General features: G+C 59.2%; 10 protein-coding genes. 6 read left to right on the forward strand and 4 right to left on the reverse strand.

The features are described 5' to 3' along the window. The first annotated feature begins 143 nt into the window (after positions 1-143). From AAIH70_RS12475 to AAIH70_RS12495, 5 genes are all read left to right on the forward strand, one after another. A complete protein-coding gene (locus AAIH70_RS12475; RefSeq protein ID WP_245519192.1) occupies positions 144-530 on the forward strand; it encodes a response regulator in 387 nt (128 codons plus the stop codon). Between the two features lie 334 nt (positions 531-864). Further along, on the forward strand, positions 865-2697 hold the full coding sequence (locus tag AAIH70_RS12480; protein WP_132275395.1) for a methyl-accepting chemotaxis protein: 1833 nt from the start codon (positions 865-867) through the stop codon (positions 2695-2697). Positions 2698-2898: 201 nt separating this feature from the next. Next, on the forward strand, positions 2899-5088 hold the full coding sequence (locus tag AAIH70_RS12485; RefSeq protein WP_132275392.1) for an ATP-binding protein: 2190 nt from the start codon (positions 2899-2901) through the stop codon (positions 5086-5088). Then, positions 5081-5524: a response regulator gene (locus tag AAIH70_RS12490; protein ID WP_132275389.1), complete on the forward strand. Its 444-nt coding sequence runs from the start codon at positions 5081-5083 to the stop codon at positions 5522-5524. Before AAIH70_RS12485 ends, AAIH70_RS12490 begins: the two co-directional genes overlap by 8 nt. Continuing rightward, entirely contained in the window at positions 5524-6552 is a 1029-nt protein-coding gene (locus AAIH70_RS12495) for a sensor histidine kinase (protein WP_132275386.1), read from the forward strand. The genes AAIH70_RS12490 and AAIH70_RS12495 overlap by 1 nt, the downstream gene beginning before the upstream one ends. On the opposite strand, the gene AAIH70_RS12500 is transcribed toward AAIH70_RS12495, so the two are convergent. From AAIH70_RS12500 to AAIH70_RS12515, 4 genes are all read right to left on the reverse strand, one after another. Then, positions 6545-7864, reverse strand: coding sequence for an aspartate aminotransferase family protein (locus tag AAIH70_RS12500; protein WP_132275913.1), 1320 nt, complete (start codon positions 7862-7864; stop codon positions 6545-6547). The two genes, AAIH70_RS12495 and AAIH70_RS12500, sit on opposite strands and share 8 nt — an antisense overlap. A 41-nt stretch (positions 7865-7905) precedes the next feature. Further along, positions 7906-8967, reverse strand: a complete 1062-nt coding sequence (locus AAIH70_RS12505; RefSeq protein ID WP_430034280.1) for a phosphotransferase — start codon at positions 8965-8967, stop codon at positions 7906-7908. Positions 8968-9092: 125 nt separating this feature from the next. Further along, positions 9093-10445, reverse strand: coding sequence for an aspartate aminotransferase family protein (locus AAIH70_RS12510; protein WP_132275381.1), 1353 nt, complete (start codon positions 10443-10445; stop codon positions 9093-9095). 87 nt (positions 10446-10532) lie between these two features. Beyond that, positions 10533-11267: an SDR family NAD(P)-dependent oxidoreductase gene (locus AAIH70_RS12515; RefSeq protein ID WP_165932045.1), complete on the reverse strand. Its 735-nt coding sequence runs from the start codon at positions 11265-11267 to the stop codon at positions 10533-10535. Positions 11268-11663: 396 nt separating this feature from the next. Between AAIH70_RS12515 and AAIH70_RS12520 the strand changes: the two genes are divergently transcribed. Then, positions 11664-12728 (forward strand): extracellular solute-binding protein, encoded by a 1065-nt coding sequence (locus AAIH70_RS12520; RefSeq protein WP_132275378.1) that lies wholly within the window; start codon positions 11664-11666, stop codon positions 12726-12728. Positions 12729-12744: the final 16 nt, after the last annotated feature.

Here is a 12744-nt window from a genome sequence, read left to right on the forward strand (position 1 = left end):
ACGCTTTCAAGCCGTCATCGCAGAGTTTGGCAGCGGCAATCACGAATACTTTAGAACGGCATAAAACTCTTGAATTCTGTTCTTTGTGCCGCACCTAACACCTCCCGCACGACACATTATTGGATGACAAGCAGGACGACGCAGTGCAGATAGCCCGAAAGACCGCAGCAAAACCGACCATCCTCCTTCTCGAAGACGATCTGCTTCTGGCGATGGATATGGAAGATTTTCTCGACGATCGGGGTTATCGTATCGCAGGCCCTTATGGACGGGTGGACCAGGCGCTGGAGGCTGCGGAGAGCATGCATCTCGATGGTGCGGTCGTTGATCTCAACCTACATGGCGAAACATCGTTGCCGGTTATCGATCTGTTGCGGCAACGTGGCGTGCCGGTGATCGTTTGCAGCGGCTATGCCGAGCTTCCCGAACTGAAACAGAAGCTGACCGGATTGCCCTTGCTGGCAAAACCATGGAACCCGCAGAAGCTTGATCTGCTGCTGAACGATGTGTTCGAGGCCGTAGCGAAATAGATCTATTTGGTTCGACAGGAAATTATCGGCAACACCTTAACGTCCAGAACAATAATGCAGCGTCACCACGAGGCGGTGCGATAATGCATTTCTCCATCAGTGATATAAAATCACAATTTCAGACAGTAAAACCTCCTAGTCGGACAATTTTAATTCAGCAATTCGGCTTCACTGCTTCGAAATTAGTTTCGCGTATATTGCGGAATATCGAAATTCAGAATTGCAATTAGGGGGTCCCAGATCAACACACTAAGCTTCCGGTTGCGAAAACAATCATTTCGCACGAACCCGGACGGCTGTGACTTGAGCTGGAACAATTATCTGGAGCTCACACATGCCTCTTTCCATATCGTCGGATGCCGCGCGCATCCTCAAGGCCATGAGCCGTTCGCAGGCCATCATCGAGTTTGATCCGAGTGGACGTGTGCTGGCGGCTAACGAGAATTTTTGCGCCGCGATGGGTTATGCCGCATCAGAAATCGTCGGCCAGCATCACAAGCTGTTCGTGCCGCCGGAAGAAGCGGCAAGCGAAGACTATCGGCAGTTCTGGGCAAAGCTCGGTCGCGGTGATTTCGATCGCCGCCAGTACAAGCGCATCGGCAAGGGCGGACGTGAAGTCTGGATCGAGGCTTCCTACAATCCGGTCCTTCGTGGCGACAAGGTCTACAAGGTCGTCAAGTTCGCGACCGACATTACCGAGGCCAAGCTGAAGGCTGCCGACGATGCCGGCAAGATTGCCGCTGTTTCCCGCGCGCAGGCCGTGATCGAGTTCACGCCCGAGGGCAAGATCCTCAGTGCCAACGAGAACTTCCTGCAGACAGTGGGTTACCAGCTGAGCGAGATCATCGGCCAGCATCACGCGATGTTCTGCGACAACGATTACATTCATGGAAATGAATACCGAGGTTTCTGGACCCGGCTGCAGGGCGGCGAATTTCTCGCCTCCGAATTTAAGCGCGTCGGCAAGGGCGGACGCATCATCCATATTCAGGCGTCTTACAACCCGATTTTCGACATGAATGGCAAGGTGTTCAAGGTCGTGAAATTCGCGACCGACATTACCGGTCGCGTCAACAATGTCGATATTCTTGCGGACGGCCTTAACCATCTGGCCGCCGGCGATCTGGCCAGCAGGCTTGAGCAGCCGTTCATTCCCTCTCTGGAACGCCTGCGGGTGGATTTCAATCTGACGGCACAGCGCCTGTGCGAAGCGATGACGACCGTTGCCCGCAATGCAAGTGGCATTGCCGCCGCTTCCGCCGAAGTTCGCAGCGCTTCCGACGATCTTTCCAGGCGCACCGACGATCAGGCCGCATCCGTGGAAGAGACGGCCGCCGCACTTGAAGAGATCACCACCACCGTTGCCGACAGCAGCCGCCGCGCCCATGAGGCCGGCAAACTGGTGGAAACCACCCGCACTAATGCCGAACAATCCGGCGTGGTCGTGCGTGAGGCGATCTCCGCCATGGGTGCCATCGAAAACTCGTCGCGCGAGATTTCCAACATCATCAGCGTTATCGACGAGATCGCATTCCAGACCAACCTTCTGGCGCTGAATGCCGGCGTCGAGGCCGCACGTGCCGGCGAGGCGGGCAAAGGTTTTGCCGTGGTTGCCCAGGAAGTGCGCGAACTGGCACAGCGTTCGGCGAAGGCCGCCAAGGAAATCAAGGGATTGATTACCGCTTCGGCAGCCCAGGTGAAGGAAGGGGTGACCCTTGTGGACCGCACAGGCGCCGCTCTCGACCAGATCGTCATCCAGGTACAGCAGATCAGCGGCAATGTCGCAGCAATCGTCGAATCCGCCCGCGAACAGTCGACTGGGCTCATCGAGATCAACAAGGCGGTCAACACGATCGACCAGGGCACGCAGCAGAACGCGGCCATGGTCGAACAGTCCAACGCCGCAGCCCAGGCACTCGCCGCCGAGGCGGAAGACCTGTTCAGGCTGATCGCCCAGTTCAATGTCGGCAATGCCGTGCATGGACAGAGACAGGCCGTGGAAGCATCGTTCAGCCGCTCCGCAGCACCGGCGGCAAGATCTGCAGCCAGACCGGCACAGCCGCGCGCCGTCGCTCCGGCAATGCCGAAGCAGGCACCGAAGCGCGCTGCTACCCCCGCCTTCCACGGCAATGCGGCACTTGCTCAGGACAATTGGGAAGAATTCTGACCTGGCAATTATCAAATGTGAATGACGGGCGCAGGGAGACCTGCGCCCTTGCCTGTTGTGGTGGCGGAGCATTGAACCGAAATCGGGTTCGGGCGTTTACATCAAGCGCGTCCTGCCTATGTTGGCCTGACGACGCCGGAAAATTGATGATTATCAAGCGGCCGGTCAAAGCGAAACTTTCGCCAACTTCGGAGTACCAGTGTGAACCTGCCGGATCTTGATCTTGAGACCTGTGCGCAGGAACCGATACACATCCCCGGAGCGATACAGCCGCACGGTGCGATGATCGTGCTGCGCGCGTCCGACATGCTCGTGCTGCAGGCGAGCGTCAATGTTGCTGATTTTCTCGACCATCCGATTGAAGCCGGCAAGACAATCGGTGGCGTGATCAGCACGCATCGCGCTGACATTCTTGCCTGGCATGCCTCGGAAGAACCGCGGCTGCAGATCCAGACCGACAATCTCAGCCTCGATTTTCATCGCTCCGGCGACATGATCATTGTCGAGGTGGAAAAGCTGCCGGACGGTCTCGCCGACCATGTTTTCCTACGCTTTCGCGGTTTTGCCCAGCAACTGGCCGGCCAGCAGGACTTGTCCGGTGCGCTCTCAACCACCGTCCGGCTGATCGAGAAACTGACCGGGTTCGATCGGGTGCTGGCCTATCGTTTCGACAGGGACTGGAACGGCCATGTGGTGGCGGAAGCCGGCAATGGGCGTCTGCCGTCCTACATGGACCTGCGTTTTCCGGCCGGCGACATTCCGGCGCAGGCGCGCGCGTTATACGCCTCCAACCACGTCCGCATGATCCCGGATGTGGACTATAACCCGGTGGCGGTGGAGCCAGCCGTCAATCCGCAGACAAGTGCGCCGCTCGACATGAGTTCGGCGCAACTGCGCAGCGTTTCGCCGATCCATCTCGAATACATGCGCAACATGGGGACATCGGCCTCGATGTCGGTCTCGATCATGGTCGATGGCCAGTTATGGGGCCTGATCGCCTGCCACAGTCATGAGCCGCACAACGTGTCTGTCGTCACCCGCGAGGCCTGCGATTTCATTGTCCAGACGCTGGCCATGCGCATTGCCGCGCAGGAACATGCCGGCAGCGCTGCCCACAGCGTGACGCTTGCACGCATTCAGGGCCGGTTGCTGGGTACCATGAGTGCAAGCCACTATTGGCTGGATGGTTTGATTTCCAACCCGGAAGACCTGCTGGCGCAGGTTTCTGCCTCCGGGGCCGCCATCATCAGCGGCGGCGATTACCACAGCGTCGGAGAGACGCCTGCAGAGGACGAGGTCCGCCAGATCATCGACTGGCTGGCGGATCGCGCCGAAACCGAACTCTATTCCACCGACACGCTGCCGGCGGAAATGCCAGAGGCGACGGATTTTGCCACGGTGGCCAGCGGCATCATCGCCATCCGCATTTCCGAACTGCATGAAAGCTGGCTGATCTGGTTCCGTCCGGAAGTGCTCAGCACCGTCGAATGGGGCGGCAATCCGCACAAGGTGGTGCACGAGCAGGGCCGCATTCATCCGCGCGTTTCCTTCGAGCGCTGGAGCGAGCAGGTGCGCCTGCATTCTGTCGCATGGGTCGATGCCGAAATCACCGCCGCCCGCGACCTGCGCGCCGCAATCGTCGGCATCGTGCTGCGCAAGGCCGAGGAACTGGCACAGCTGAGCAGCGAGTTGCAGCGTTCCAACAAGGAGCTGGAGGCGTTTTCCTATTCCGTCTCGCACGATCTGCGTGCGCCGTTTCGCCATATCGTCGGTTTTGCCCAGTTGCTGCGCGAGCGGGAAAACACGCTGGATGCCAAGTCGAAACACTATCTGGAAACGATCTCCGATGCGGCGCTTGCGGCCGGCCGGCTGGTCGATGACCTCCTGAATTTTTCACAGCTCGGCCGTGCCGCGATTGCGCACAAGACGGTGGACATGAACAAGCTGGTCGCCGAAGTGGTGCGAAGCGTCATGCTGACCAATCAGGACCGCGATATCGAATGGTCGATCGGCGTGTTGCCGCCCGCCTGGGGCGATGCGACGCTGCTGCGGCAGGTCTGGTTCAACCTCGTTGAAAACGCCGTCAAATATTCCCGCCCACGTCAGCCTGCAAAGATTTCCGTCACCGGCAGCAGTGCAGACGACCGCACGACCTACACCCTGACCGACAACGGCGTCGGTTTCGACATGGCCTATGTGGACAAGCTGTTCGGCGTGTTCCAGCGGCTGCAGCGGGTGGAGGATTTCGAGGGTACGGGCATCGGCCTTGCCCTTGTACGTCGAATCATCGAACGACACTTCGGCACCATTCGTGGTGAGGGTGAAGTCGATAAAGGTGCCACCTTCCTATTTGTTTTACCGAAAGAGGGGAAAGGAAAGATCCTTGCCTGAACTGCGCCCGATATTGCTTGTCGAAGACAACCCGCGCGACCTTGAACTGACGCTTGCGGCGCTGGAAAAATGCCAGCTGGCCAACGAGATCGTCATTGCCCGTGATGGTGCCGAGGCGATGGATTACCTGCTTGGCCAGGGTCCCCATGCCGGTAAGGACGGTGGCAACCCGACCGTGGTGCTGCTGGACCTGAAACTGCCCAAGATCGACGGGCTGGAAGTGCTTGAAAAGATCAAGAAGGACCAGAAGCTGCGCCACATTCCGGTGGTGATGCTGACGTCTTCGCGAGAGGAGCAGGATCTCGTTCGCTCCTACGAACTCGGCGTCAACGCCTTCGTGGTGAAGCCGGTCGAGTTCAACGAATTTTTCAAGGCGATCCAGGACCTCGGCGTCTTCTGGGCCATCCTCAACGAACCGCCACCGGGATCCAGATAATGCCCCTTGAACATGCCCCCGCGCGCCCACGTATTCTTCTGCTCGAGGATAGCCCGCTCGACGCCGAACTGATCGCCGAATATCTGGAGAAGATCTCGCCGGTGCCGGAAATCCGCCGGGCGGCTTCGCGTGCGGCCTATGTGAAGGCCTTGGGCGAGCGTGACTTCGACGTGATCCTGTCTGATTTTTCGCTGCCGGATTTCGACGGCATGTCGGCACTGGAACTGGCCGCCGCGCAGGTGCCGGATGTGCCGTTCATCTTCGTGTCCGGCGTGCTGGGCGAGGAAGTGGCGATCGAATCTTTCCGCCGCGGCGCGACCGATTATGTGCTGAAGCAGCGGCTGATCCGCCTGCCGGCCGCGGTCGAACGGGCACTGGCCGAGGCACGCGAACGCACCGAGCGCCGCCGCGCCGAGCACCAGAAAGAGCTGCTGGTCCGTGAGCTGAGCCACCGGGTGAAAAACACCATGGCGATGGTGATGTCGATCGTGCGACGAACGGCCCGCAACAGCGGCACGGTGGAAAGTTACGTCGAGAACCTCAGCGGTCGCCTGCGCGCGATGGCGGATGCACATGCCTTGCTGTTTGAAAGCAACTGGACCGATGCCGAACTGCTGCAGGTGCTGGAACGGACGATCACGCCGCATGAACAGGGCAACCGTTTTGAGATCGTTGCCGGCCCGGTCATTCATCTCGACCCCAAGGCCGCGCTGGCGCTGAGCCTTGCCTTCAACGAGTTGATGACCAACGCGATCAAATACGGCGCGCTTTCCAATGCAGACGGCCGTGTCGGCATTGAATGGTCGCGCGAGGAGATCGATGGCGAGCCGTGGCTTGCCCTGCATTGGCGCGAGATCGACGGCCCGGCCGTGGAGCCGCCACAGGAAGACGGTTTTGGCACGACGTTGATCCAGCGCAGCATCCGCTACGAATTGCGCGGCGAAACCACGCTGGATTATGCCACAACAGGCCTGATCTGCGACATACGGTTTCCGCTGTCGCAGGGCGACGAGAACATCATCAGCTAGAGCCGATCTCGGACAGCACTTCCTCGAGTGCGCCGAGAAACACATCGGCATTGTCTTGTATAAAGGGAAGCGGTGGCCGGATTTTCAGCACGTTGCCCCCGCTGCCGGATGCGCTGATCAGCACACGCCGATCCCGCAAGGCGTTGACCACCTTGAGAGACAGTGCGCCATCCGGCTCACGGCTTTGCCGGTCCTTCACGAATTCCAGCCCGAGGAACAGACCGGCGCCCCTGATATCGCCGATCTGTTCGAACCGATCCTGCAGACGGCGCATGCCGGCCAGCATGTAATCACCGGTCACCTGCGCGTTCTGCATCAGACCTTCACCCTCGATCACATCCAGCACCGCGGAAGCTGCAGCAATCGAGACGTTGTTGGCGCCGAACGTGTTGAAGTAGCGGATATCCTGTCCGAATTTTTCCTGTATCTCCGATTTCATCACGGCGGCGGCGATCGGCATGCCGTTGCCCATCGGCTTGCCCATGACGACGATATCGGGCACGACGCCATGGCGCATGAAACCCCACATATGCGATCCCAGACGTCCGAAACCGGGCTGCACTTCATCGGCAATGTAGAGAACGCCTTCGCCTTTCAGCAGATCGGCAACGGGTTTCAGCAAACCGGCAGGATCGGCAAAAATGCCATCGGTGGAAAAGATGCCATCGGCGATGAAGGCGGCGGGAACGATGCCGCGCCGACGCATATGGGCAATCGCCTTCGCCACATCTTCCGCCAGTGCCTGCCCGACATCACGGCCTTCGGCGCGATAGGTATCGGGTGCCGGAACCGTCAGCACATGCTGGCCGAGCGGCATATTTGGCCCGAGCGACGGCGAGATTTCCGCAGCCGAGGCGGTTACCCCGTGATAAGCGTTTTCGGTGATGATGAGGCCAGTGCCGCCGGTGTAATAGCGCGCCAGCCGCAAGGCGAGATCCACCGCCTCGCTGCCGGTGCAGGTATACATGACGCGGTCGAGTTCGGCCGGAAACGTCGCCAGCAAGCGTTCGGAGTAATCGAGGATCTGTTCGCCGAGATAGCGGGTATGGGTGTTGAGTTCGGCCGCCTGCCGGGCGATTGCCTGCGTGACATGCGGATGGCAATGGCCGACCGAGGGCACGTTGTTATAGGCATCGAGATAGGCCTCGCCATCCGGTCCATACAGCCACACGCCTTCAGCCCGCGTGACATGCACCGGCGTTTCGTAAAACAGCCGATAGGACGGACCGAGCAGCGCCTGCCGCCGCTCTATCAGCTTTCGCTCGCGCTCCGGCAGGCTGCCGAGCCGGGCGGCATCGAAACCGTTGACCATGGTTGCGGTCGGCTTGCCGGAAACGGGCTTGTTCATGGTCTTCATCCTTGTCGATTGGCGGCGCGCAGGCGTTCGATTGCCTTGTGCTTCGGGATAGCGTCAAGCCGCGCCAGCTGTTCCCAGACACTGGCGCTTCGGATCGTCAGACGTTCGGCATCCTCCGGAAACAGTTTTGCCCGCCATTGCGGGATGGCAAGCCGCATCACCAGCCGCATGACGGCGGCCGTATAGACGAGGTCGATTTCCGTATCGGAGAGGGTGCATTCGCTACGATAGCCCCTGATCAGATCACACATGGCTTCCACCGGATCGGGTTCGGACCCGATCTGATAGGCGGCCGCCACGCCGACATCGAAAAGAACAGGCGCATGCACCATATCGCCGAAATCGATGATGCCGGTAATCTCGTCGGGCCTGTCGGGATCGACCAGAATGTTTTCCATGTTGAAGTCGTTATGGATCACCTGCGATGGCAGCGACGCCATCACCGGTACGATCTCCCTCTCGAAAGCGTCGATCACCTTTTCCAGCCGTGTCCGCTGGCTGATGTCGGTGAAGGCCGGCATGAGGTCGCGCATGCCCATTGCATGTTTCATGTCCCAGGTGATGCGGTGGGATGCTGCCTCGTGGACAAAGCTTTTCAAGGCCTTTTGCATGCGCCCGAGCAGCGCGCCTATTTTTTGGCGCTGCAACGTCGAATGCGGTGACGTGCGTTGCGCCATGCCGGGCACAAAGGTCACCATGCGCACACCACGTTCGCCGCCGTCATCGGCTACGAAACGAAAGTCAGCCGCGCCTTCCCGTGTTTTGATAATGCGCTGGACCGGAATGCCGGGGTCTCTGGCTTCCACATGCAGCAATGCCTGACTGTGCATGGCCGTGACTTGTGGATCCTCGGCCGGGTTGAGGATCTTCAGCAGATAGGCCGTGCCATCCTCGAGTGTGAGCCGATAATTGCTGTCCTTTTCGCCCCACAGCCATTCGGCCCGGCCGACGAGACCATAATGTTCGCGGGCGATCATCTCTGCCTGATCCGGCGGCACGGCGACCGCGCCGGTTTCCAGTTCGGCACCGAGGACTCTTGATGCAGCAGTCTTTGTCATGACGGCAATATTCCGTTTTCGCTGTTACGCCGGCACGGCCATGCGATCTCCCGTGGCGATACCCACAGGAGAAAGCGCCGGGCCTGAGCGGGAAAACGTCAGACGTCTTCCCGCATCGGTTCCTGTCAGGCTCGGGCCTGCTGCACGATGTCGAGTGCCCGCTTCAGCGCCGCAAACATATCGTCGATCTGTTCGGCGGTGATGATCAGCGGCGGGCAGAAGCAGATCGCCTCGCCGATATTGCGGACGATGACGCCCTCGTCCTGCAGGACGGCATTGATCGCGGCAGCGGCATCACCGGGATTGGCATCCGCCCATGGCTTGATTTCCAGCGCGCCGAGCAGGCCGACACCGCGCGATGATTGGGCAAGCGGATGTTTTGCAAGTTCCGCCAGACCGCCGAGGAATTTTTCCTCCAGCCGGGCCGCATTGCCCACCAGATCGCGCTCCTGAATGATCTTCAGGTTTTCCAGCCCGACGGCGGTCGCCACCGGATGACCGGAGGCGGTAAAGCCGTGACCGAACACGCCGATACGGTCGCTCTCATCGGCGATAGGCTGATAGAAATTGTCGTTCATCAGGATTGCCGAGAGCGGCATGTAGGACGACGAAATCTGCTTGGAGAGAACCAGCACGTCGGGCTCGATGCCATAGGTCTCGCAAGCGAACATTTTACCGGTGCGGCCGAAGCCGCAGATGACTTCGTCGGCAACCAGCAGGATGTCGTATTTCCTGAGAATCTTCTGGACACCCGCCCAATAACCGGCAGGCGGCACCAGCACGCCGCCGGCACCCATCACCGGCTCGCCCCAAAAGGCGGCAACCGTTTCCGGTCCTTCCTTGAGGATCAGGTCTTCGAGGTCCTTCAGCATGCGCGTCGTGAAATCGGCTTCGCTTTCGCCTTCAAGACCAAAATGCGTGTAGGACGGGCAGGACGTATGCACCATCCGGTCCAGCGGAAGATCAAAACTCTCGTGGTTGCGCGGCAGGCCGGTGATCGAGCCGGACGCGATGGTCACACCATGATAGCCCTTGATGCGGCCGATGATCTTCTTCTTGTCCTTTTTGCCCAGCGCATTGGAGCGGTACCAGACCATTTTGCAGGCAAGATCGTTGGCTTCGGAACCGGACGAGGTGAAATGCACCTTAGACATCGGAACAGGTGCCATCTTGACCAGCATCTCGGCGAGATCGATCGACGGGCCGCTGCTCTTGTAGGCGAAACTGTGATAATAGGGCAGCTTGTCCATCTGCGCCTTGGCCACATCCGAAAGACGCTTCTCGCCAAAACCGAGCGCCACCGACCAAAGGCCGGCCAGTCCCTCGATATAACGCTTGCCGGTATTATCGGTGACGTAGATGCCGTCGCCGCTTTCGATCACCAGACCGCCGGTCTTTTCATATTTCCGGAGATTCACCATCGGGTGCATCTGGTAGGCCATGTCGCGGGCTTCCGCCGAGTTCGGCTGGATGGTCATATGCTGCTCCTTCGTTCCCTTGTTATTGCAACCCCGAATTTCGAGGTTGATTTCCCAATTTTTAGCGCCGGCCCGATGCCCAGTCCATCAGACGTGCTGGCCACCATTGATATGGATTTCCGCGCCGTTGATATAGGACGACGTTTCGTTGCAGAGGAAGTAGATCGTCTCTGCCACTTCGCGCGTCGTACCCAGCCGGTTCATCGGCACCTGCGCACTGACGAGATCCGCCGTGCCAGGAGACAGGATGGCGGTATCGATCTCGCCGGGTGCGATGGCGTTGGCGCGGATGCCCATCGGACCATATTCATGGGCGAGTTCGCGGGTCAGCGCGGCAAGCCCCGCCTTCGATGCCGCATAGGCCACACCTGCAAACGGATGCACACGCGAGCCGACAATGGAGGTGACGTTGACGATCGAACCTTGGGCCGCCTTCAGCTCCGGCAACAGGGCGCGCGCCAGAAGGGCAGTCGAGATCAGGTTGACGTTCAGCACCCGCATCCATGTGGCGGCATCGGTATCGGCAACACCGAGACGGGAACCACCAGGACCTTTAGGAGAAATGCCGGCATTGTTGACCAGCGCTGCAAGCTTGCCATCCGGCAGACGCTCGCGCACCGTTGCGGCCAGTGCATCAATGCTGTCGATATCTTCGAGATCAGCCTGAATATGGCTTTCACGTGCGGAGGGCCAGCGGCATTCCTCTGAAAAAGGCTGCCGCGAAACCGTCAAAATCCGCCACCCATGTTCCTGGAAAAGCTTGACCGTGGCATGGCCAATGCCACGGCTGGCGCCGGTGAGAAGCATGTATTTGGTGGTCATGAAGCACTCCGCAAATGCGTGCAGTCGAACTGCGATGCCTCATGCTATCGTGCGTACTTTCCTTCTCAAGGTATTTCTTGCCGCGACTGCGAAGGGCAACAACCCATGGACACTATAAGTGCATAGATGATTACCTATAGGAGTATTCAGCAAAGGATGACCACAGCCTGACTTTAGGAAAAATGATGCAGATACGATGCCGGAAGAGCATGTTTATGGAAAAATTTTATTCCAAAATCGATTTGCATGGCGATTTATTGCCGCTGCAGACATTATTTTTATCAGAAAGAATTTCTAAACACTCGGTAGATTTTAGTCGTTGGACCCCTACCGGCACGCTGCATATCGTTCACCTAACAACAAGCAAGGCCAAAAAGGCGAAAGGGGAATACCGATATGAAACGCATTTCCACACGAGTCCTTTCTGCAACGCTTTTCGCAGCGACAATGCTGTCGGGAGCTTACGCGAACGCCGCCGATATCACCGTCATGGGGTATCGCGGTCCGTTCGAGGAAAACTACACGAAGGCTGTCATCCAGCCCTTCATGAAGGCCCATCCCGACATCAAGGTGACCTATTACGGCGTTCAGAACGCTGCAAATTCGCTCGGCAACATGCGCGCCCAGCGTGACGCACCGCAGGTCAACGCGGTCATCTATGACCTTTCGGTCGCCAAGATCGCCAAGGAAGAAGGCCTTGTCGCCGATCTCGACACATCCAAGCTGTCGAACTACGCCGATGTTTCCGAGATCGGCAAGGATCTCGGTGGCGCCGCCATCCCGCTGACCTACGACACGCTGTCGCTGATCTATAACGCCAAGGCATTCCCGACGGCGCCGACCAGCTGGGAAGCGCTGTGGGACAAGAAGCAGGACGGCAAGGTCGTTTTGCCGGCGCAGGGCGGCGGTGACATCCAGGCCATTCTTCTGACGATCATCGCCAACCGCATGGCCGGCGAAAACGATTATAAGAAGACCATTGATCCGGGCGTCGAAAAGCTGGTGGAAGTGGCACCGCGCGTGCAGACTTGGGAACCGAAGCCAGACGCCTATACACTGGTTGCCAACGGCACGGCCACGGTTTCGATCGGCTGGAACGCCCGTTCGCAGTTCTATTTCGACCAGACGGAAGGCCGCATGAGCTCGGTCGGCCCGACGGAAGGGACCGCTTCGCAGATCAACGTCATCAGCGCCATCGAAAAGGCGTCCGAGGCGGAGGCAACCCAGACCTTCATCAATTATGCGATCAGCCCGGAAGCACAGGCAGCCTTTGCCAAGGCGATGTTCTATGCCCCGGTCAACACCAAGGCGGTCGTGGATGAAGCCACCGCCAAGCGCATTCCGATGATGGACCCGGTTCAGCGCGAAAAGCTGATCCCCGTCGACTGGATGACGATCGGCGCCATGCGCGAAGACATCCTGCAGCCCTGGCGCCGCAAGATTATCCCGGCCGGACGCTAAGCACGACGTTCCGGGC

The organism is Neorhizobium sp. BT27B, assembly GCF_050455485.1.
Lineage (GTDB): Bacteria > Pseudomonadota > Alphaproteobacteria > Rhizobiales > Rhizobiaceae > Neorhizobium.

Excerpts from the sequence above, each read along its gene's own strand:
- AAIH70_RS12480 (WP_132275395.1), top strand. The coding sequence starts at position 865 with ATGCCTCTTTCCATATCGTCGGATGCCGCGCGCATCCTCAAGGCCATG.
- AAIH70_RS12495 (WP_132275386.1), top strand. The coding sequence starts at position 5,524 with ATGCCCCTTGAACATGCCCCCGCGCGCCCACGTATTCTTCTGCTCGAG.
- AAIH70_RS12500 (WP_132275913.1), bottom strand. The coding sequence starts at position 7,864 with ATGGTCAACGGTTTCGATGCCGCCCGGCTCGGCAGCCTGCCGGAGCGC.
- AAIH70_RS12505 (WP_430034280.1), bottom strand. The coding sequence starts at position 8,967 with ATGACAAAGACTGCTGCATCAAGAGTCCTCGGTGCCGAACTGGAAACC.
- AAIH70_RS12510 (WP_132275381.1), bottom strand. The coding sequence starts at position 10,445 with ATGACCATCCAGCCGAACTCGGCGGAAGCCCGCGACATGGCCTACCAG.
- AAIH70_RS12515 (WP_165932045.1), bottom strand. The coding sequence starts at position 11,267 with ATGACCACCAAATACATGCTTCTCACCGGCGCCAGCCGTGGCATTGGC.
- AAIH70_RS12520 (WP_132275378.1), top strand. The coding sequence starts at position 11,664 with ATGAAACGCATTTCCACACGAGTCCTTTCTGCAACGCTTTTCGCAGCG.